The sequence below is a fragment of the Burkholderiales bacterium genome (assembly GCA_036262035.1).
Taxonomy (GTDB): Bacteria; Pseudomonadota; Gammaproteobacteria; order Burkholderiales; family SG8-41; genus JAQGMV01.
Map to the genome: position 1 here is coordinate 707,860 of DATAJS010000010.1, position 17,985 is coordinate 725,844.

General features: G+C 65.8%; 23 protein-coding genes. 11 read left to right on the forward strand and 12 right to left on the reverse strand.

Annotated elements, in window-relative coordinates:
- Positions 1 to 213: 213 nt before the first annotated feature.
- Together VHP37_11245 and VHP37_11250 are read right to left on the reverse strand one after the other, a co-directional pair.
- The gene (locus VHP37_11245) at positions 214 to 1,146 is read right to left on the reverse strand and encodes an HlyD family efflux transporter periplasmic adaptor subunit (protein HEX2826914.1); all 933 of its coding nucleotides are present in this window, start codon (positions 1,144 to 1,146) and stop codon (positions 214 to 216) included.
- A 122-nt stretch (positions 1,147 to 1,268) separates the two neighbouring features.
- Entirely contained in the window at positions 1,269 to 1,871 is a 603-nt protein-coding gene (locus VHP37_11250) for a TetR/AcrR family transcriptional regulator (GenBank protein HEX2826915.1), read from the reverse strand.
- A gap of 120 nt (positions 1,872 to 1,991) precedes the next feature.
- Between VHP37_11250 and VHP37_11255 the strand changes: the two genes are divergently transcribed.
- Together VHP37_11255 and VHP37_11260 are read left to right on the forward strand one after the other, a co-directional pair.
- Entirely contained in the window at positions 1,992 to 2,708 is a 717-nt protein-coding gene (locus VHP37_11255) for a hypothetical protein (protein ID HEX2826916.1), read from the forward strand.
- A gap of 31 nt (positions 2,709 to 2,739) precedes the next feature.
- Entirely contained in the window at positions 2,740 to 3,702 is a 963-nt protein-coding gene (locus tag VHP37_11260; protein ID HEX2826917.1) for a tripartite tricarboxylate transporter substrate binding protein, read from the forward strand.
- Between the two features lie 174 nt (positions 3,703 to 3,876).
- Here VHP37_11260 and VHP37_11265 read toward each other — a convergent pair whose 3' ends face one another.
- Positions 3,877 to 4,305 (reverse strand): NucA/NucB deoxyribonuclease domain-containing protein, encoded by a 429-nt coding sequence (locus VHP37_11265; GenBank protein ID HEX2826918.1) that lies wholly within the window; start codon positions 4,303 to 4,305, stop codon positions 3,877 to 3,879.
- 100 nt (positions 4,306 to 4,405) lie between these two features.
- Between VHP37_11265 and VHP37_11270 the strand changes: the two genes are divergently transcribed.
- From VHP37_11270 to VHP37_11280, 3 genes are read left to right on the forward strand one after another with little or no spacing between them, the layout of a single operon-like run.
- Positions 4,406 to 4,693: a hypothetical protein gene (locus VHP37_11270; protein ID HEX2826919.1), complete on the forward strand. Its 288-nt coding sequence runs from the start codon at positions 4,406 to 4,408 to the stop codon at positions 4,691 to 4,693.
- A gap of 30 nt (positions 4,694 to 4,723) precedes the next feature.
- The gene (locus VHP37_11275; GenBank protein ID HEX2826920.1) at positions 4,724 to 4,945 is read left to right on the forward strand and encodes a hypothetical protein; all 222 of its coding nucleotides are present in this window, start codon (positions 4,724 to 4,726) and stop codon (positions 4,943 to 4,945) included.
- Positions 4,942 to 6,063 carry a hypothetical protein gene (locus VHP37_11280; GenBank protein ID HEX2826921.1) on the forward strand — a complete coding sequence of 374 codons (1,122 nt, stop codon included), beginning with the start codon at positions 4,942 to 4,944 and terminating at the stop codon, positions 6,061 to 6,063. Before VHP37_11275 ends, VHP37_11280 begins: the two co-directional genes overlap by 4 nt.
- 51 nt (positions 6,064 to 6,114) lie before the next feature.
- On the opposite strand, the gene VHP37_11285 is transcribed toward VHP37_11280, so the two are convergent.
- Both VHP37_11285 and VHP37_11290 read right to left on the reverse strand, forming a co-directional pair.
- The gene (locus VHP37_11285; protein HEX2826922.1) at positions 6,115 to 6,477 is read right to left on the reverse strand and encodes a hypothetical protein; all 363 of its coding nucleotides are present in this window, start codon (positions 6,475 to 6,477) and stop codon (positions 6,115 to 6,117) included.
- Positions 6,474 to 6,632, reverse strand: a complete 159-nt coding sequence (locus tag VHP37_11290; protein ID HEX2826923.1) for a hypothetical protein — start codon at positions 6,630 to 6,632, stop codon at positions 6,474 to 6,476. The genes VHP37_11285 and VHP37_11290 overlap by 4 nt, the downstream gene beginning before the upstream one ends.
- Positions 6,633 to 6,951: 319 nt before the next feature.
- On the opposite strand from VHP37_11290, the gene VHP37_11295 reads away from it, so the two are divergent.
- Together VHP37_11295 and VHP37_11300 are read left to right on the forward strand one after the other, a co-directional pair.
- Entirely contained in the window at positions 6,952 to 7,617 is a 666-nt protein-coding gene (locus VHP37_11295; GenBank protein ID HEX2826924.1) for a hypothetical protein, read from the forward strand.
- 7 nt (positions 7,618 to 7,624) lie between these two features.
- A complete protein-coding gene (locus VHP37_11300) occupies positions 7,625 to 8,074 on the forward strand; it encodes a hypothetical protein (protein ID HEX2826925.1) in 450 nt (149 codons plus the stop codon).
- Positions 8,075 to 8,125: 51 nt separating this feature from the next.
- Here VHP37_11300 and VHP37_11305 read toward each other — a convergent pair whose 3' ends face one another.
- From VHP37_11305 to VHP37_11320, 4 genes are all read right to left on the reverse strand, one after another.
- Positions 8,126 to 8,734, reverse strand: coding sequence for a glutathione S-transferase family protein (locus tag VHP37_11305; GenBank protein ID HEX2826926.1), 609 nt, complete (start codon positions 8,732 to 8,734; stop codon positions 8,126 to 8,128).
- 63 nt (positions 8,735 to 8,797) lie between these two features.
- Positions 8,798 to 9,757 (reverse strand): tripartite tricarboxylate transporter substrate binding protein, encoded by a 960-nt coding sequence (locus VHP37_11310; protein ID HEX2826927.1) that lies wholly within the window; start codon positions 9,755 to 9,757, stop codon positions 8,798 to 8,800.
- Positions 9,758 to 9,902: 145 nt separating this feature from the next.
- The gene (locus VHP37_11315; GenBank protein HEX2826928.1) at positions 9,903 to 10,130 is read right to left on the reverse strand and encodes a hypothetical protein; all 228 of its coding nucleotides are present in this window, start codon (positions 10,128 to 10,130) and stop codon (positions 9,903 to 9,905) included.
- Positions 10,131 to 10,149: 19 nt separating this feature from the next.
- Positions 10,150 to 11,115: a tripartite tricarboxylate transporter substrate binding protein gene (locus tag VHP37_11320; protein HEX2826929.1), complete on the reverse strand. Its 966-nt coding sequence runs from the start codon at positions 11,113 to 11,115 to the stop codon at positions 10,150 to 10,152.
- Positions 11,116 to 11,274: 159 nt separating this feature from the next.
- Between VHP37_11320 and VHP37_11325 the strand changes: the two genes are divergently transcribed.
- The 4 genes from VHP37_11325 (at position 11,275) to VHP37_11340 (ending at position 15,453) form a co-directional block, all read left to right on the forward strand.
- Complete coding sequence (locus VHP37_11325) at positions 11,275 to 12,441, forward strand: MFS transporter (protein ID HEX2826930.1); 1,167 nt, start codon at positions 11,275 to 11,277, stop codon at positions 12,439 to 12,441.
- A 66-nt stretch (positions 12,442 to 12,507) separates the two neighbouring features.
- A complete protein-coding gene (locus VHP37_11330; GenBank protein HEX2826931.1) occupies positions 12,508 to 13,005 on the forward strand; it encodes a hypothetical protein in 498 nt (165 codons plus the stop codon).
- Positions 13,006 to 13,007: 2 nt separating this feature from the next.
- A complete protein-coding gene (locus VHP37_11335; GenBank protein HEX2826932.1) occupies positions 13,008 to 14,402 on the forward strand; it encodes an amidohydrolase family protein in 1,395 nt (464 codons plus the stop codon).
- A 94-nt stretch (positions 14,403 to 14,496) separates the two neighbouring features.
- Positions 14,497 to 15,453 (forward strand): tripartite tricarboxylate transporter substrate-binding protein, encoded by a 957-nt coding sequence (locus VHP37_11340; protein ID HEX2826933.1) that lies wholly within the window; start codon positions 14,497 to 14,499, stop codon positions 15,451 to 15,453.
- A 115-nt stretch (positions 15,454 to 15,568) separates the two neighbouring features.
- On the opposite strand, the gene VHP37_11345 is transcribed toward VHP37_11340, so the two are convergent.
- The 3 genes from VHP37_11345 to VHP37_11355 all read right to left on the reverse strand — a co-directional run bounded on the left by VHP37_11345 (position 15,569) and on the right by VHP37_11355 (position 17,950).
- On the reverse strand, positions 15,569 to 16,195 hold the full coding sequence (locus VHP37_11345; protein HEX2826934.1) for a hypothetical protein: 627 nt from the start codon (positions 16,193 to 16,195) through the stop codon (positions 15,569 to 15,571).
- 198 nt (positions 16,196 to 16,393) lie between these two features.
- On the reverse strand, positions 16,394 to 17,359 hold the full coding sequence (locus VHP37_11350) for a tripartite tricarboxylate transporter substrate binding protein (protein ID HEX2826935.1): 966 nt from the start codon (positions 17,357 to 17,359) through the stop codon (positions 16,394 to 16,396).
- Positions 17,360 to 17,446: 87 nt separating this feature from the next.
- On the reverse strand, positions 17,447 to 17,950 hold the full coding sequence (locus tag VHP37_11355) for a hypothetical protein (GenBank protein HEX2826936.1): 504 nt from the start codon (positions 17,948 to 17,950) through the stop codon (positions 17,447 to 17,449).
- Between the last annotated feature and the right edge of the window lie 35 nt (positions 17,951 to 17,985).

The following is a 17,985-nucleotide window of genomic DNA, read 5'->3' on the forward strand; positions in this document are numbered from 1 at the left end:
CCATGTCCGTCATTCCGGACCGCGCCTCATGTCCGTCATTCGCGACCGCCCCATGTCCGTCATTCGCGACCGCGCCTCATGTCCGTCATTCCGGACCGCGCCCCATGTTCGTCATCGGGACCGCGCGCCATGTCCGTCATTCGCGACCGCGCCTGATCTCCGTCATTCCGGACCGCGCGGCAGCGCGATGTGATCCGGAATCCATTTTGACGTTCACTTTGCTTTCACGCCGACGAACCGTACGTCCACCGGTTGCCCCGGGTGCATCTTCGCGGCGACCGCCGGATCGAAGCGCGCTTCGACGAGAAACACGAACTTGCTGCGGCTCTCGCGGCTGTAGATCACCGGCGGCGTATATTCCGCGCGCGGCGAGATGAAGCTCACTTTCGCGTCGACCGCCGCCGCGCCGTCGGCCTGCACCTGCACGACGTCGCCGACGTGCAGCTTCGACAGCCAGGTCTCGGGCACGAACACGCGCAGCTTCACGTGCTGCGGCGGCAGCAGCGCGACGATCGGCCGTCCTGCCGCGACCCACTCGCCTTCGCGATAGAGCGTGTCGAACACCGCGCCGCCCGCCGGCGCGTTCTGACGCTTCTGCTGCAGGTCCCACTCCGCTTTGGCGAGCGCGGCATCGAGCGCCTTGAGATTCGCATCGGCGGCGACGACCTGATCCGAGCGCGAGCCGAGGCGCGCGGTGCGCAGCTCCGCCTGGAGCTGAGCGACGCGCTCGAGGTTTTGCTGGCGCGTCGAGCGCGCACGGTCGAGGTCCTGCTCGGTGGTCGCGCCGGCGACGCGGATCATCTTCTCCTGGCGCTGCACTTCTTTCTGAGCGAGGTCGAGCGCGGCCTGCGCCTGCCCGAGCTGAGCGCGCAGCGAGTCGATCTCCGAAGGCCGCCGGCCTTTCTTCACGTCGGAAAGGCTCGCCGCGGCCTGCGCGCGCCGCCTCGCCGCCTCGTCGCGGGCCGCGCGCTCCGGCGTCTCGTCGAGCGAGAAGAGCCAGTCGCCCGCCTTGACCGTGCCGCCGCGCTCCACCGCGAGCTTGTCGAGGCGTCCGGCGTACGGCGACGACACGTAGACGAAGTCGCCTTCGATGTAGCCCTGGCGCAGGTTGTCGTCGTGCTGGCTGCACGCGGTCAATGCGAGCAAGGCCAACGTCAAAGTGGGTCCTGGCCTGCGCCAGGACGACGACCAGCGCCTCGTCATTCCCGCGACCGCGCCCGTCATTCCCGCGAAGGCGGGAATCCATTTTGACTTTGAAGTCGCGCTCTTCACTTCTTCCTCACCAGCGCCCCTTCGAGAAAGACCGCGAGCACCGACAGCATCGCGACCTTCGGCGTCGTGCCGAGCTCCTCCACCTTTTGCGGGTTGACGACCGAGCTCATCACGCCGAGCAGCACTTCGATCAGCAGCTTCACCGGGATGTCCTTGCGCACCAGCCCGTCGCGGCGGCCGCGCTCCAGCAGCTTGCCGAAGTGGCGCTCGAGGACATCGGCGCGCAGGCGTTCGATCCGCTCGAAGAGCTCCGGCGCCTCGCGCCGCACGTCGCGCACGAACGACGGCTGGATCTCGCCGGCGTGCGTGCGGAAACATTCGAGCAGCCGTGCGAGCCGCTCCTCGAACGGCGCGTCGCGATCCGAGGTGATGCGCTCCAGGTCCGCGTCGATCGCCGCCGCCTTGTCGTCGATCACCGCGTGCAGCAGGTCGCGCTTGCCGGGAAAGCTCACGTAGAGCGTCTTCTTGCTCATCCCGAGCTCGCGCGCGAGCTCGTCCATCGTCACCCCGCGGAAGCCGTGGGCGAAGAAATGCCGGCGTGCGCCGCCTACGATGCGCTCGCGCGGACCGTCGGCCGCAGCCTTGCGGGAGGTAACCATGGAAACCAGATTAGGCGCCGCAGTTTCCGGCGTCAATCCCCGTCTATAGTGACCGTGCCGGCCGCGCCGTGCGTCCGGCCCTATCGGAAAGGAGCGCATCGCACACCAGAGGAGGTCCCCATGAAAGCGCTGACGGTTTTCGCATCCGTACTGCTGATCGCGCTCGCCTCGACGCTCGCCGGCTGCAACGGCGGCGGCAGCGGCGAAGTGGTGTCGACCAGGAACATCAAAGGCTCCGGCAAGACCGAGGCGAACAACGGCGCCGCCGGCGACACGAAGGACACCGCGCCGAAGGACAAGCCTGCCGACATCACCGAGGCGAAGCAGGCCCCGGCCTTCGCGAAAGGGCGCGTATCGGACGCTTTCAACGTCACCGGCATCGCGCACGCCGAGCGGCCCGCGGGCGCAGCGGGCGCCGGCAAGGCGTCGGCGAAAGCGACGATCACCTCGACGAGCGCGTTCACGCTGAAGCAGGACGGCAAGGTGATCGCGCCGAGGATCGAGCCCAAGCTCGCGGTCACCCTCAACGGCGACGACGCCGAAGCGACGATCAAGATCCTGATGCGAATCACCAAGGGCGGCGCCGAGTCGGCAAAATACGAGCTGACTTACACCTACAAGCCGAACAAGGCCAACCCCGCCAAGATCGATCTGACGGGCGCGCATACCGAGACGCTCGACAACGGACAGACCAAGTCGTACGACGAGAAGTCGCCCAACGAGGCGACGCTCAACAAGGGCGACTACAACCTCGAGCTGACGCTGACGATCACGACCAGCGCCAGCGTGCTCGCGGAAGCCAACGCGAAAGAGGTCAAGCTCTCGGTATCGAAATAGCTCCAGCCACGACACAAACAGGAGGAAAGGCATGAAGCTCGTTTCGCCGGTGCTCGTGCTGTTCGCAGTCGCTGCAAACCCGCTCTACGCGCAATCGTTCCCCGCCAAGCCGATCGAGCTCGTGGTGCACACCTCGCCCGGCGGCGGCTCCGACCTCGTGGCGCGCACCTTCGCCGAGGCGGTCGCGAAGGAAAAGCTCCTGCCGCAGATTCTCATCGTGCAGAACCGCTCGGGCGGCAGCGGCGCGATCGCGCAGAACTACGTGGTGGGGAAGAAAGGCGACCCGTACGTGCTGCTGTCGGCGGCGGTGTCGGTCGTGTTGTCGGTGCCGATCCGCACCGGCATGGACATCGGCATCGACAAGCTCACGCCGCTCGGCATGATCGGCATCGACCTGAACGCGCTCGCGGTGAACGCGGACTCTCCTTACAAGACCATGGCCGACCTCGTGAGCGCGGCGAAGGCGAAGCCGAAATCGATCAACATCGCGATCGGCTCCACCGGCGCGACCGCCCACTACTTTCTGTATCACATCGAGCGGCTGACCGGCGCGCGCTTCAACGTCGTCTCGTTCAAGAGCGGCCCCGACGCCGCGATCGCGGTGATGGGCGGCCACGTGCACGCGACGACCGAGAACCTCGCCGACGTGCTGCCGCAGGCGCAGGCCGGCAAGATGCGCATCCTCGGCATCCCGGCGTTGAAGCGCCTGCCGGCGCTTGCCGACGTGCCGACGATGAAAGAGCAGGGCCTCGATCTGCACATCGGCGCGGGCCGCGGCTTCGCGTCACCCGCCGGCATTCCCCGCGAGGCCGCGACGGTGCTCGAGCAGACGGTCGCCAGGGTCCACAAGAGCGCCGACTGGCGCGCCTTCATGGCGAAGTTCATGTACGAGGACGTCTACATGAACGCCGAGGAGTTCGGCCGCTATCTCGCGCAGCGGCAGGCGGATATGCAGAAATTCTTGAGCGACATGGGGCTGGTGCAGAAGAAGTAACCATGGGACGGGTCCGACCCCGGCTTCTTCGGGGTCGGACCCTGGTTTGTTAGCATGCCGCTGCCGTCGAGTGGTTCAGTCATTTTCGAGGCGTGCTCGTGACCGGATCGGAAGACGCAAGCGCTTCCGCGTCGTGCCCGGTTCCGACGCATAGCGGCTCACGTTCGCGTCGGATCAGCGCTTGTAGACGTAGTTGATGACCTTCACTTCGAAGTAGAAATAGCGATCGGTCGCGGTATACGCACCGTGCCTGGAGAAGAAAGCGTTGAGCTCGCCGCCCTGAACGCGCTGCTCGGCAGCCGGCGCATTGGTGAGGAAGGTCGAGCCGGTGTTTTCCTTGGTGCAGGCGAACGGATACTCGTCGGCGGTCAGGCCGCAGCGCTGAAAGCCGCTCGTATTTATGCCGGCCCGCTTCGCGCCGCGGCTCTTCCTGCGCTCGCACGTGTTCGCCACATAGTCGTAGGTAAGGATCCGCTCCCATCCGGCCATCTGCGCGTGCCAGATGCCGGTCGCGATCACGGGCAGATTCTTGAAATCGATCTGCAGGACGGGCAACGAGCCGTCGTTTGCCTTCGGCTTGTGGGCTTTCCAATCCGGCGTCATCGCGGAAGGTCCTCTTTATACAGGTGGCGTGTGCAAGCTAGCCGCCCGTTCGATAACGAACAATCGGCCATAATATCCCCACCTTTCAAGGAGGCATGACATGGCCAAAATCCAGATCGTGGCGCCCGACGCGCCACCCGAACCGGCTGCGAAGCTCGAATCGAAACGCAAGATCGGCACGACCGGCATCCGCCTCGGCGTGCTCGACAACACCAAGGCGAACGCCGACCACCTGCTGCAGATGATCGTCGACGGGGTGAAGAAGGAATTCGACGTCGAGTCGGTCGTCTACAAGAGGAAGCCCGCGTCGAGCCGGCCCGCGAGCGACCAGATCCTCGACGAGCTCGCCGAGGAGGCCGACCTCGTCATCAGCGCGATGGCCGATTGAGGCTCGTGCACGTCGTGGAGTGTCCACGACATGGCACAGCTCACGAAGCGCGGCCTCGTCGCCGCGGTCGTATGCAGCGATACCTTCATGAAGCTCGGCACCGCGCAGGCGAAAGTCTTCGGCGTGCCTGATCTCCCGCTGCTCCAGATCCAGCATCCGCTGGGCGGTCTTCAGATGGATAAAGTCAAGGAACGGGCCGCCGTAGCGCTGCCGCAGTTGCTCGATATGGTGAAGGAGAAGCAGAAGTCATGAGCAGCTCGCTCGAAGCAATACTGAAGCAGCCGAACGCGACGTACGAGGTCGACGACGATCCCGAAGCGGTCCACGAGTATCTCTGCGACAAAGGCTTGAGCGACGGCCTGCCCGTCATCCCGCCCACGCCCGAGCGCGTCGAGCGCATGCTCGCCTACTGCGATCGCGATCTCGACAAGCCCATCGTGCGCATGGGTCCGCGCTTCGGCGCGGCGACGCCGGTGCGCGTCGCGGCCAACTGCGTCATGGCCGGCTGCCGGCCAGAGCATTTCCCTTTAGTGGTCTTGGCGTTGGAGGCCATGGCCGAAGAGCCCTACAACCTCTACGGCACCCAGGCGACCACGCACCCGTGCACGCCGATGCTCATCTTCAACGGTCCCATCGCGAAGGAAGTCGGCATGCATGCCGGCACCAACGTCATGGGCAACTACTTCCGTGTGAATGCTTGTATTGGACGGGCTGTCCGTCTGTGCTGCGTCAACATCGGCGGCGCCATCCCCGGCACCGGCGACATGGCGACACAGGGCACGCCGGCGAAATTCAGCTTCTGCGTGCGCGAGAACGAAGAGGCTTCGCCGTGGGAGCCGTTACACGTCGAGATGGGTTTTCCTTTGGAGGCCACGACCTGTACGGCGATCGCCGCCGAGGGGCCGCACAACATCAACGACCACGAGAGCATCACCGCCGAAGGGGTGTTGACCATGATTGCCGGGACGATGACGACGACCGGGTCGAACAACGCGTACTACGCCGGCCAGCCGTGCCTCGCGTTCAGTCCCGAGCATGCGCAGACCGTCGCGACCGAAGGCAAGATGAGCAAGCTGGACGCGAAGAAGTGGCTGTTCGAGCACGCCACGCTGCCTTTGTCGAAGTTCTCGAAGGAGACGATCGAGCGGCGGTTCCGTCGGAAGCTAGCTGATCAGTACGCGACTGCGTCTCTAGATGCGCCGGTGAGGATGATTCAGAAGGCGGAGGATTTGCTGGTCATCGTCACTGGAGGGGCTGGGAAGCACTCTTCGTGGATTCCGACGTTTGGGAATACCAGGGCGGTGACGAAGGTGCTGAAGCGAGAGGACGGAGAGCTCATCAAGTCCGTGCAGGAATTGAAGCGCGGTTAATCAGCATTCCGTCCCCTTGGTCCGGGGAGAGGGACAGGACCGCAATCCCGGTCAAACCCGTGCGGCGGCGTGCTCGAGCATCCGACGAGAGACGCCCGACAGCGCTGCCGTATCGCCCGAAACCGTCAACGAAGCATGAGTCAGGGCCGCCACCCTCTGCTCCATTGCGAGGCTCTTCGCGAGCTCGGACGTGTCCTTGCTGAACATGTCGTCGCGTTCGGCGGTTACTTCCGGAAACCCGAGCAACGCTTCGCCTTTCGCATCGAACACGGTGAGCCGTGCGTGACTATCGGAAGATTCGCTCACCGGCGGCGTGAAGACGATCTCTACGCGGGCGACGGCGCTCATCGGCGCTTTCTTGCCGAACGCGAATAGCCACTCCCGCGCGAGCACGCCGGCCTGGGCGTCGATCACGATGCTTCTTCCCAGCGAGTAGACAACAAAGGAATGCCGATGAGCGGCAGGACGGCCATCGCGCCCTTGAAGGCGAGCGCGGTGGTGTCGTTCCAGGCGAGCAGCACGTGCGAGAGAACGCGCTGCCGGAAGATCCACCAGTCGAACACGAGCATGGCCAGCCCAAGGATCAGCAGGGTGAGCAGGAGGCCGTAGTTCGTGCCCAGGGCGAGGCGGTGGGTGAAACCTCAGTCACGTGATACGAACGATTTCGTCCCCCGGGCTTGAGCTCGGGGACCCGATACTCGCGATCGGCGGTGTCGGCCGCTTCGTTCATTGGCTTGAACGATACCGGATCGATACGTCGCCGGGTTAAGCTACCGTGCGTCACGGGATTGCTTCGTCGCTGGCGCTCCTCGCAATGACAAGTCGTGGGGCACTTCGCGGTTGCGCACCTCGCAACGACAGTGTGTGGATGAGCATCGGCCGGAACGAATGGAATCCGACACGCCTGTGATGCGCTTCGGCAGCGACACACCTCTGCTCGAAGCGCCCGCCCTCATCGCGATCGCGGTCGCTGTGATCGCATTCATCGTATGGCTCGCCGCCGGGACGCGTGACCCCAACGCGTTCGACGTGCTGAAGTGGATCGTCGCAGTCCTGATAGGAACGGTGTGTATCGCTTATGCCGGGAGCTGGCACGAGGTGGTCGTCGACGCCTCCTCTCGAACGGTCACCGAGCGACACGGCTTCCTTCAATGTCCCGTAGGTTGGCTGGGGCAGCAGTTAACGTTCTCCGACATCGCCGCGGTCGTCGTCGCGCAGAAGACCGACAAGACCACCGAACGGGCGACGTCGATGTCGCAGAGTACGCGGACTGTGTACCGAAAAAGCTACGCGCTGAGCCTGGTCAGGGCGGATACTTCGATCGCTATGCGCGATGGGACGAAGATGGCGGTGCCGCACTACGCGCTCGACCTGCCGGTGAAGGAGCGCGGCGATCCGCTGCCGCTCGAAGCGATGGCGCGGCAGCTCGCGAAGCTCGGCCGCTGGCCCGCGCGGCGGCGCGGCTATGCGCTGTCTGCCGGTTACGGCGACCGGGCGTACACGATCGAATCCCTGGCGCATGACGCCGAGAGCGAGATCGCAGACAAGGAGTGAGTCAAGCGTGCCGCCTTTGCTCCGCCTCGTCAGCACGACGTCGTTCGCACTCCTGCTGGCCGGGTGCGTCACGCCGTATACGCCCAAACCCGGTGCGGCGCTGGCGAACATCACGTTCGTCAACAAGGGCTACACCTCGGTCGACATGCACTACGAAGCGTGCGGCGTGTTCGAGCCGTCGATGCTGCTCGCGAGCCTGCACCCTGGTGCGTCGGCGACGCAGCGCGTTACTGCGAACGAACCCTTCTCGTTTTCCTTCATCGCGCGGGTCGGGGAGGATTGGTCGTGCAGCCTCGGATTTCTCACGTTCACGCCGGTGCCGGAAGGACGGTACGAGATCGAGTTCAGTCAGACGGGGAGTGGGCCGCCGGCGCGGTGTTCGGTGAAGGTCTCTAAGCTCGAAGCCTCCGGCGCGAGGGTGCCGCAGCCGACTACGGATTGCAGGCGGCGGCCGTAGCCCGTGCGCCACGGGATCGCTTCGTCGCTACTGCTCCTCGCGATGACAGAATCAACCTTTCTTCGCAGCCGCCTCATCGAGCTCGTGCGCCCTGCGCGCCGCCGGACGCTCGCGCAGCCGGGCCGAGTACGCTTCGAACGCCGGCCGCTTTTCGAGCGTCCCGAACATCATTCCCCATGCGACCTGCGATCCAACGTAGACGTCGGCTGCGGTGAAGCGGTCGCCGCAGATGAAGGGACCCGCGCTCACCGCGAGCTCGAGCGCGTTCACCGTGTCTTCGTAGCTGCCGTAGCCGAGCATCTGCTTTTTGTCGGACGAGAAGCCGAGCGCCTTGCCGGTGAGCGCGGCTTCGAGCGGGCCGGCCGCGAAGAAGATCCAGCGGTAGTACGCGGCGCGATCGGCGGGCGGCGGGGCGAGCTTGCGGCCGGGAAAGGAATCGGCGAGATACACGCAGATCGCCGCGGCTTCGGTGACGACCGCGCCTCGATGCCGGATGGCCGGCACCTTGCCCATCGGATTCACGGCGAGGTAGGTCGGCGATTTCATGCTGGCGCCGAATTCGAGCAGCACGGTGTCGTACTGCTCGCCGAGCTCTTCGAGCATCCAGCGCACGATGCGCCCGCGCGACTGGGGATTGGTGAAGAAGGTGATGTCGGCCATTCGGTGTGTTCTTTCGAGAAAACCGGGGTCAGACCCCGATGAAGCCGGGGTCTGACCCCAGGATTAGTCCAGCCGGATCCCCGTCTTCTTCACCATGTTTCCCCAGCGTTCCACATCGGCGCGGATGAACGCCTGGAACTCCTCCGGCGTGCTCGGCGAGACGGTGCCGCCTTCGTGCTGTATCAGTTTCACGACCTCGGGGAGCGCGAGGACCTTCACGACTTCGCGGTTGATGCGCGCGACGATCGGCTTCGGGACTTTGGCGGGAGCGAGGACGCCGTGCCAGATGGTCGATTCGAAGCCGGGGTAGCCGGCTTCGCTCAGCGTGGGCACGTCCGGGAAGAGGTGCGAGCGCCTGGTGCCCGTGATGGCGAGCAGACGCGCGCGGCCGTCGCGCGCGAAGCCGAGCGACGACACCATCGACGTGACCATGTAGCTCACGCGCCCGGCGCGCAGGTCGAGCATGCCGGGTCCGCCGCCTTTGTAAGGCACGTGCATCGTGTCGATGCCCGCGGCGATGTTGAAGAAGGTGCCGAGCACGTGGCTGCTGCCGGCGACGCCCGCTGATGCGTAGTTGAGCGTCCCCGGCTTGGCCTTGGCGGCCGTGACGAGATCCTTGATCGTCCTGAACGGCGAGCTGTCGTTCACGACGATGACCTGCGGCGTCTTCACGACGAGCGAGATCGGCGCGAAGTCCCTGAGCGTGTCGAAGTTCTTGGTGGCGCGCACCGCCTGGCCGACGACGAGGTTGCTGTCCTGGCCCAGCACGATGGTGTAGCCGTCGGGTGGCGCTTTGGCGGCGATCTCCGCGCCGACCGAGCCGGCCGCGCCCGCGCGGTTGTCGAACACGACCGGCTGGCCGAGCGCTTCGCCGATCTTGCCGCCGATGATGCGCGAGTAGGTGTCGGTGCTGCCGCCCGGCGGGAAGGGGACGATCCAGCGGATGGGGCGGGCGGGGTATTGCTGGGCGTGCGCGGCGCCGGCGAGCAGGGCGCAGGCGAGGAGAGATGCTCGGAGGAACATACCGGCTCCTTTGCTGAGTAACCCCCTTTAAACCCACCCCCACCCTAACCCTCCCCCTGAGGGGGAGGGAATGCTGGGTGGTCTCCCCCCGAGGGGGAAGAAAATGCCTGGCTGATCTCCCTCTCAGGGGAGTGTTCGCTTCCGCTTATCGACGGGCGAGGTAGAACGATGCGGCCTCGAGGCCTTTCAGCGCGTCGCGCAGGTTCACGCTGCCGACGTTCTCGGGGCCGCCGTCGCCCTCGGCCACGATCGCGAGGTTGGTCGCGATCGCCTGGAGCAGCCCGATCTGCGCCACCTGGGCCGCCACCATCTGCATTTGCACCTGGAGGATCTGCTTCAGAAGTTCTTCCATGCTTCCGTCTTCAGTGGCCATGAGTAGCCCTCCTGTCGGTTCAGTTCGGTTTGATGCCCGTCGCCTTCATCACCTTGGCCCACTTGTCGATCTCACTATTCACGAGCGCGCGAAACTCTTCAACCCCGCCGCCGCCCGGCTCGAGGCCGTCCTTGCGGAACTCGCTCTGCACCTCGGCGTTCGCGAGGTGCTTGTTGACGAGCTGGTTCAGGCGCGTGACCAGCGGCTTCGCCATCGTACCCGGCGCGAACATGCCGAACCAGGTCGTGAAGTCGTAGCCGGGCACGCCGGATTCGGCGATCGTCGGCGTGTCGGGGAGGTCGGGCACGCGCTTCGCCGTCGACACCGCGATCAGCTTGAGCTTGCCCGCGCGCACCTGCCGGATCGTATCCGGCATCGTCTGGATCATCACCTGAGTCTCGCCGCCGACCATCGCCAGCAGCGCCGGCGCGCCGCCCTTATAGGGAACCTGCGTGAGCTTCACCTTCGCCAGGTATTCGAAGAGCGAGACGCTGAGGAACGCCGAGCTGCCGACACCCGCGGTTCCCGCACGGACTTCGCCCGGCGCGGCGCGCGCCATGGCGACGAGGTCTTTCACCGTGCTCACTTTCACCGAAGGATGGACGACCATGATGCTCGGCGTCGTGCCCAGCTGCGAGATCGGGGCGATGTCGCGGCGCGTGTCGTAAGGCAGCTTGGCGAAGATCGACGGCGCGGTCGCCAGGCCGATGTGATAGACGAGCAGGGTGTAGCCGTCGCCGGGCGCTTTGGCGACGATGTCGGTCCCCAAGGTGCCGCCCGCGCCACCGCGGTTGTCGACGACGAAGGTCTGGCCGAGCTCTTCGGTGAGCCGCTTGCCGAGCACGCGCGCGATGAAGTCGGTGGTGCCGCCCGGCGCGAACGGCACGACGACGCGCACCGGCTTGGTCGGATAGCTCTGGGCATGCGCCCCCCACGCAAGCGCGGCACAAACCGCGGCGCACAGCCGCAGGGTGTTACGGTGCATCGTCCATCCTCCTCGATCGTGTTTTCCCGCGAGGCTAACACGCGCGACGTTCCCGAGACCGTCAGCCGCTAAAATAGGGATCTTCCTGCGCGTCTTGCGTCCCACTCCATCGCGCCCCCGGCCTCTCCGGGGCTCGCGCGCGTCGTCATCCGAGGTAGCGTGGTTTCGGTTTACTTTTTGTATGCGCTGAATCTCTGCAACTGCATCGCGGTGTTCTCCGCCCAGGTCGTGCTCTCGCTCTACGCGCTGCACCTGGGCGCGAACGCTTTCGGCGTGGGCCTCGTGGCGGCGGCGTTCTCGATCTTCCCGATGTCGCTCGCGGTGACGTCGGGGCGGATCATCGACAAGCACGGCGGGCGCTGGCCGATGACCTTCGGCGCGATCGCCGGCGGCCTCGGCATGACCATTCCCTATTTCGTGCACGCGCTGCCGGCGATTTACGTCGCCGCGGCGATGATGGGTCTGTCGGTCATCTTCTTCAATCTCGCGACCCAGAACCTGGTGGGGATGGTCAGCACGACCGAGACGCGCGGGCGCAACTTCAGCAACTACGCGCTGACGAGCTCGGTGTCGAACTTCCTCGGGCCGACGCTCGGCGGCTTCTCGGTCGAGCACGCCGGGCACGCCGAGACGTGCCTGATCATCGCGCTCGTCACGCTCGTGCCGGTCGTGATGCTCGCGCTGCGCGGGAAGTCGCTGCCGGGCGGCAGCCACAAGGCCGCGAAAACCAAAGGCAGTGTGCGCGCGATGCTCGCCGATCCGGTCGTGCGCCAGACGCTCATCACCGGCAGCCTGCTCAACACCGGGCTGAATCTCTTCCAGTTCTACATGCCGGTGTACGGGCACGACATCGGGTTGTCGGCTTCACAGATCGGCACCATCCTCGGCGCCAACGCCGCGGCCGCCTTCACGTCGCGCTTCCTGCTGCCGAAGCTGCTGAGGCGTTTCGGCGAGAACCGCGTGCTCATGTACACGTTCGTGCTCGGCGCGGTGGGCATCGCCTCGATCCCGCTCTTCGTCTACGCACCGGCGCTGGTCGGCATCGCGTTCCTGTTCGGTTTCGGCATGGGCTGTGGCCAGCCGATCGTGATCATGCTCATGTACAGCAACTCGCGCGACGGCCGCTCGGGCGAAGCGCTGGGCCTGAAGTTCACGACCAACCAGCTCACCAAGCTCGTCGCGCCGCTGATCTTCGGCGCGATCGCATCGGGCTTCGGGTTGCTCGTCATGTTCTGGCTCAACGCGGCGATGCTCGCGGGCGGCGCGTACATGTCGCGGCCGAAAGCGGCGGTATCGGATCCGGAGGCGGCGTCCACCGATCGTTGAAAACCGCTGTATAGTGAGACGCTGAACCGGACCGTTCGAATCACAACCTCATAGAAGGAGCGGATCATGGTGCTCGGCATGTCGCTGGCGGCGTTCACGACGCTGCACACGGCCATCGCGCTCGTCGGGATCGCTTCGGGTATCGTCGCCGTCGCCCGCATGCTCAAAGTGCGGCGGCTGAACGGCTGGACGACGCTCTTCCTCTTCAGCACCGCGCTGACGACGATCACCGGGTTCATGTTTCCGTTCACCGAGATCCTGCCTTCGCACGCCGTCGGGGTGATCTCGCTGGCCGCGCTGTGCGTGGTGTTCGTCGCGCTCTACGTGAAGAAGATGGAGGACGGCTGGCGCGTCGCCTATATCGCCGGCGCGGTGCTCGCCCTCTATCTCAATACCTTCGTCGGCGTGGTGCAGTCGTTCCAGAAGGTCTCGTTCCTGCGATTGCTGGCGCCCACCCAGGCCGAACCGCCGTTCGTCATCGCGCAAGGCGTCGTGCTGCTCTTCTTTATCGCTGCGGGCGTCGCCGTCGTACGCAAGTTCCGTCCCGGCGCGATCTATCTATAGGCGTGGAACACGCCGAGCTTCTCGTCCTCGATGTCGGCTGGGCCGTCACGGTCGACGCCTCCCGCCGCGTCATCCGCGACGCGGGCATCGCGATCAGGGACGGCAAGTTCGCCGCGGTCGGCAAGAGCGGCGACATCGAGCGGGCATGGACCGCGCCGACGGTGCTGAACGCGCAAGGCACCGTCGCCACGCCCGGCCTCGTCGACGCTCACCTGCACTCTTCTTTCTCCCTTGCGCGCGGCCTCGCCGACGAATCGAACGCGCAGGCGTTCCTCTTCCAGCACATGTATCCGTACGAGGCGGTGCTGTCGGAGGAGGACGTGTACACCGCCGTCGCGCTCGCGTGCGCCGAGATGCTGCGCCATGGCGTGACGTGCTTCGTCGAGCCGGGGAATTACCATCCCGACGCGACGGCGCGAGCGGCGATGGCGGCGGGGCTGCGCATGGTGCTCGCGGTGAGCTGCTTCGACAACAACAGAGCGGTGACCGGCCTCCTGCCGAAGGAGATGATCGAGGACACCGCGCGCTGCATCGACAAGACCGCCGATCTCTTCGAGCGCTACGCGCGCCGTGACGAGCGCATGACGGTGAGCGCCTCTTTTCGCGGGATGAACAATTCGTCCGATGCGCTCATCCTCGCCCTGAAGGAGATGGCGGACAAGCACGGCGCGATCACGCAGACGCATGCGTGCTATTCGTACTTCACCCACGATTCGTCGATCGTGCAGTTCGGCAAGCCCGAGATCGAGCGGCTCGAACGCCTGGGCGTGCTCGACGAGCGCATGCTGCTGCTGCACGGCGGCTGGCTCGAGCCGCACGAGATCGCTTTATTGGCCAGGCGCAAGCCCACGGTGGTGTGCTGCCCGTCGTCGTCGGTGCACAACGGCTACGGCAACCTCAAGGTCGGCATGCACCCGGAGCTGATGGCGCTGGGCGTCAACGTCGGGCTCGGCACCGACCACGCGAGCTCCGGGACGTGCGACCTCGTGCAGGAGATGCGCCTCGCCGCGTGCTCGTACAAGGAGGTGCGGCTGAACCCGCGCATCATGCCGCCCGAGCAGGCGGTGGAGATGGCGACGATCAACGGCGCCCGCGGCGCCGGTCTCGCCGACCGCATCGGCTCGATCGAAGTCGGCAAACAGGCCGACCTCGCGCTGTTCGACGCGACCCTGCCCGAGTGGCTGCCTCTGTACAACCCCGTGTCGAATCTCGTCTACAGTGCGACGGGCAACACGGTGAAGCACGTGTTCGTCGGCGGCGAGCAGGTGGTGCGCGACGGGCGGCTCACGCGGGTGGACGAAGCGGCGTTGTATGAGGAGGTGGTGAAAGCGGCGCGGCGGTTGGGCGGCAAGCTCGATATGAAGACGATGGTCAAGCTGAGGTGGCCGATGGAGTGACATCTTCCGCGCGCCTCGCGATGACTGTCATCGCGAGGAGCGCCAGCGACGAAGCAATCCCGTGGCGCACGCCAACGACGGAACAGGAGGACGGATGAAGCGAACCATCGGCAGCGCGGTAGTCCTCGCACTCGTCAGCGGCGCCGCCGCGGCACAGTCGTATCCAACCAAGCCCGTTCGCCTCATCGTCCCCTTTGCGCCCGGCGGCGCGACGGACACGTTCTCTCGGGCGCTGGCGCAGGAGCTCACTCATACGCTGGGACAGTCGGTCGTCGTGGAGAATCGCCCCGGCGCGGGCACGACGATCGGCGCCGACCTCGTCGCCAAAGCGCCGCCGGACGGCTACACGCTGCTCTTCACCGATCTTTCCACGCACACCATCACGGGCTCGCTGTATCAGAAGCTGTCCTACGATCCGCTGAAGAGCTTCGCCCCGGTCGCGGTCGCGAACTCGTCGCCGCTATTGCTCGTCGTGCATCCGTCGGTCGGCGTGAAGTCGGTGAAGGAGCTGATCGCGGTGGCGAAGCGCCAGCCGGGCATCACGTGCGGCAACTCCGGCATCGGCACGGTCACGCACATGACCGCCGAGAAGTTCCGCATGCGCGCGAACATCAGGACGACCGCGGTGAACTACAAGGGCGGCGCGACGCCGGTCATCGCCCTGCTCGGCGGTGAGATCGCGATGCTGTTCGCGACCGTGCCGGCGAGCATCGAGCACGTGCACAAAGGCAAGCTCGTCGCGCTCGGCGTGGCGGCCGATACGCGCTCGCCGTTCTTCAAGGACATTCCCGCCATCGGCGAGACGATCAAGGGCGTCGACGGCGCGGTGATCTCGGGCGTGCTCGCGCCCGCCGGAACGCCGCGCGCGGTCGTCGATCGCCTCAACGCCGAGTTCATCAGGGCGTCCGAAGCGCCGAAGGTCAAGGAGATCTACGCGACGAACGCGGCGGAAGCGATGAAGCTCACGCCGCCGCAGTTGCAGGCTGCGATGGAGAAAGATGCCAGGGCGTGGGCGGAGGTGGTGAAGGCGACCGGCGTGCAGTTGAATTGATGCCGTTTACTGCGAACAGCGACGCTATGCCTTGAAGGTTCGACCTACGAGTCGTCTCGCTGAGTAGAAAAAGGGGCCCCGGCCCCTTTTTCTTCGTGCGCTTCGCGAGTCGTGGCTAGATCGAACCCGGCTGCTGAGCGGTCGGTTCGGTCGGTCCGCCCAGTTGCTCGGGCATCGGCGCTTGCTGCTGCGGCGCCGGCTGGGTCTGCACCTGTTGCTGCGGCGCAGGCTGCTGTTGCTGCTGGGCGACAGGCTGCTGAGGCGCCGGCTGCTGCTGAACGGGCTGTTGCTGCTGCTGGGCCTGCTGCTGCTGCTGTTTCTGTTGCTCGGCTCGTTCCTGCTCACGCTGTTCCTTGCGGTCGCCGCGCGTCACCGCGCGGCGCGTGAGCACCCCACCCGCGCCGGCGCCGGCGCCCGCGCCGATCGCCGCACCGACGACGGTGCCGATCGGCCCGGCGATCGCGGTTCCGGCCGCCGCGCCCGCGAAGCCGCCGGTAAGACCGCCGACGCCCGCGCCGGCGCCTTCAGCGGTGTTTTCCTTCAGCTCCTTGCGGCCTTCCTTGCGATCGCGCTTACGATCCTCTTTTTCCTGTTTCTTGCGCTCCTTCTCCTGCTGCTTCTCGAGCTTCTCCTGTTCTTTCTCTTCTTTCGTCTTTCTGGCGTAGACGTCCTGAACGGTGAAGGGGGCGCTGGTCCCCGCGACAGCGAGACAGACGGCCAGGGCGATCGCACGTGCTTTCATGTTGCTGCTCCTCGGTGTAGGTATTTCCGATTAGAGGAGCAGCACGCGTGCCGTGCCCGCGGAACAAGTGCCTGACGTGCGTCAGTCGTTGCGAGGAGCGATGCGACGAAGCAATCCCGGAGCGTCCGTTACGCCACGGGATCGCCGCGTCGCGCATCCGCGCTCCTCGCGATGACCGGCCGACGATGGTTCGGCCGGTCAATTGATTTTCAGGTTGATCGCCTTCGCGACGCCGCCCCACTTCGCGTATTCCTTCGCGATGTAGTCGCCGAAAGTCTTCGGGTCGGTGCTGACGACGTACGTCCCCGCGCGCTCGTAGGCGTCCTGCACGTCCTTCATCTGGAGGATCTTGCTCACGTCGCGGTGGATGCGCTCGATCACCGCGGGCGGCGTGCCGCGCGGCGCGAGGAACCCGCTCCACAGCGACGCGTCGTAGCCCGGCACGAATTCGGCGATGGAGGGCACGTCCGGCAGCTCGCGCGAGCGCTTGGCGCTGGTGACGCCGATGATCTTCAACTGCCCGGCCCTGTGCTGGTTGAGTACGCTCGCGATGCCGAGGCAGCCGATCTTCACCTGCCCGCCGAGCAGGTCGGCGCGCGCGAGGCCGCTGTTCTTGTACGGGACGTGCACCATGTCCATCTTCGCCATGTGGAAGAACAGCGCGGCGAACATGTGCTGCGCCCCGCCGTTGCCCGAGGACGCGTAGTTGATCTTGCCCGGCTGCTGGTGCGCGAGCGCGATCAGCTCCTTGATCGAGGACACGCCGAGCGACGGATGGATGGTGATCGCGTACGGCTGGCCGCCGATCTGCATGATGGGGGCGAAGGCCTTGAGCGTGTCGTACGGCATCTTCTTCTGGAGGTGAGGGAAGATGACGTGCGGCGTCGCGGTACCCAGCAGCGTATAACCGTCCGGTGTGGCATTCGCCGCGATGTCGGTGCCGATGAGACCGCCGGCGCCGGTGCGGTTGTCGACGACGACCTGTTGGCCGAGCGCGTCCGTCATTCGCGTCGCGACGATGCGCACGACGATGTCGTTCGCACCGCCCGCACCGAACGGCACGATGATGCGGATGGGTTTGTCGGGATATTTCTGCGCCAGCGCCGGGCCCGTTGCGAGCAGGCCGATGCCCAGCAGCCACCACCACCTCTTCATTGCAGCCATGAATCCTCCTCGTGTTATTGGTGACAAGGATTCTAGTGCCAAAGAAAAAGGGGCCGTAGCCCCTTTTGTCTGGTCCCGACTCCGTGGTTACTGCGGCGGCACCTGCGCGGTCTGGTCTTGCGGCATCGGCTGCTGCTGCTGAACCGGCTGCTGAACGACCTGCTGGGGCTGTTGCTGCTGCGCCTGCTGCTGTTGCTTCTCCTGGCGCGCTTCCTCGCGGTCTTCCTTGCGGTCCTTGCGCGTTGCCGCGCGCTTGCTCATGACGCCGCCCGCGCCCGCACCGGCTCCGGCGCCGATCGCGCCGCCGATGAGCGCTCCGGGAGGACCGCCGACCGCCATGCCCGCGGCCGCACCGGCGGTGGCGCCGCCGAGACCGCCCGCACCCGCACCGGCGCCTTCGGCGGTGCTTTCCTTCATCTCTCTGCGGCCTTCCTTGCGGTCGGCTTTCTTGTCTTCTTTCTCCTGCTGCTTGCGCAGCTTCTCCTGCTCTTTCTCTTCCTTGCTCTTCGCGTACACGTCCATGGCGGTGAACGGGGCGCTGGTGCCCGCGACGGCAAGCGCGACGGCGAGAGCGATGGCGCGTGCTTTCATGATGGTGGCCTCCAAGATGCGATATTGCTTGTCGA

What these genes read in the sequence shown, in the direction of transcription:
- VHP37_11250 (HEX2826915.1), bottom strand. Translation starts at nt 1,871, where the DNA reads ATGGTTACCTCCCGCAAGGCTGCGGCCGACGGTCCGCGCGAGCGCATC.
- VHP37_11255 (HEX2826916.1), top strand. Translation starts at nt 1,992, where the DNA reads ATGAAAGCGCTGACGGTTTTCGCATCCGTACTGCTGATCGCGCTCGCC.
- VHP37_11260 (HEX2826917.1), top strand. Translation starts at nt 2,740, where the DNA reads ATGAAGCTCGTTTCGCCGGTGCTCGTGCTGTTCGCAGTCGCTGCAAAC.
- VHP37_11265 (HEX2826918.1), bottom strand. Translation starts at nt 4,305, where the DNA reads ATGACGCCGGATTGGAAAGCCCACAAGCCGAAGGCAAACGACGGCTCG.
- VHP37_11270 (HEX2826919.1), top strand. Translation starts at nt 4,406, where the DNA reads ATGGCCAAAATCCAGATCGTGGCGCCCGACGCGCCACCCGAACCGGCT.
- VHP37_11275 (HEX2826920.1), top strand. Translation starts at nt 4,724, where the DNA reads ATGGCACAGCTCACGAAGCGCGGCCTCGTCGCCGCGGTCGTATGCAGC.
- VHP37_11280 (HEX2826921.1), top strand. Translation starts at nt 4,942, where the DNA reads ATGAGCAGCTCGCTCGAAGCAATACTGAAGCAGCCGAACGCGACGTAC.
- VHP37_11290 (HEX2826923.1), bottom strand. Translation starts at nt 6,632, where the DNA reads ATGCTCGTGTTCGACTGGTGGATCTTCCGGCAGCGCGTTCTCTCGCAC.
- VHP37_11295 (HEX2826924.1), top strand. Translation starts at nt 6,952, where the DNA reads ATGGAATCCGACACGCCTGTGATGCGCTTCGGCAGCGACACACCTCTG.
- VHP37_11305 (HEX2826926.1), bottom strand. Translation starts at nt 8,734, where the DNA reads ATGGCCGACATCACCTTCTTCACCAATCCCCAGTCGCGCGGGCGCATC.
- VHP37_11310 (HEX2826927.1), bottom strand. Translation starts at nt 9,757, where the DNA reads ATGTTCCTCCGAGCATCTCTCCTCGCCTGCGCCCTGCTCGCCGGCGCC.
- VHP37_11315 (HEX2826928.1), bottom strand. Translation starts at nt 10,130, where the DNA reads ATGGCCACTGAAGACGGAAGCATGGAAGAACTTCTGAAGCAGATCCTC.
- VHP37_11320 (HEX2826929.1), bottom strand. Translation starts at nt 11,115, where the DNA reads ATGCACCGTAACACCCTGCGGCTGTGCGCCGCGGTTTGTGCCGCGCTT.
- VHP37_11330 (HEX2826931.1), top strand. Translation starts at nt 12,508, where the DNA reads ATGGTGCTCGGCATGTCGCTGGCGGCGTTCACGACGCTGCACACGGCC.
- VHP37_11340 (HEX2826933.1), top strand. Translation starts at nt 14,497, where the DNA reads ATGAAGCGAACCATCGGCAGCGCGGTAGTCCTCGCACTCGTCAGCGGC.
- VHP37_11345 (HEX2826934.1), bottom strand. Translation starts at nt 16,195, where the DNA reads ATGAAAGCACGTGCGATCGCCCTGGCCGTCTGTCTCGCTGTCGCGGGG.
- VHP37_11350 (HEX2826935.1), bottom strand. Translation starts at nt 17,359, where the DNA reads ATGGCTGCAATGAAGAGGTGGTGGTGGCTGCTGGGCATCGGCCTGCTC.
- VHP37_11355 (HEX2826936.1), bottom strand. Translation starts at nt 17,950, where the DNA reads ATGAAAGCACGCGCCATCGCTCTCGCCGTCGCGCTTGCCGTCGCGGGC.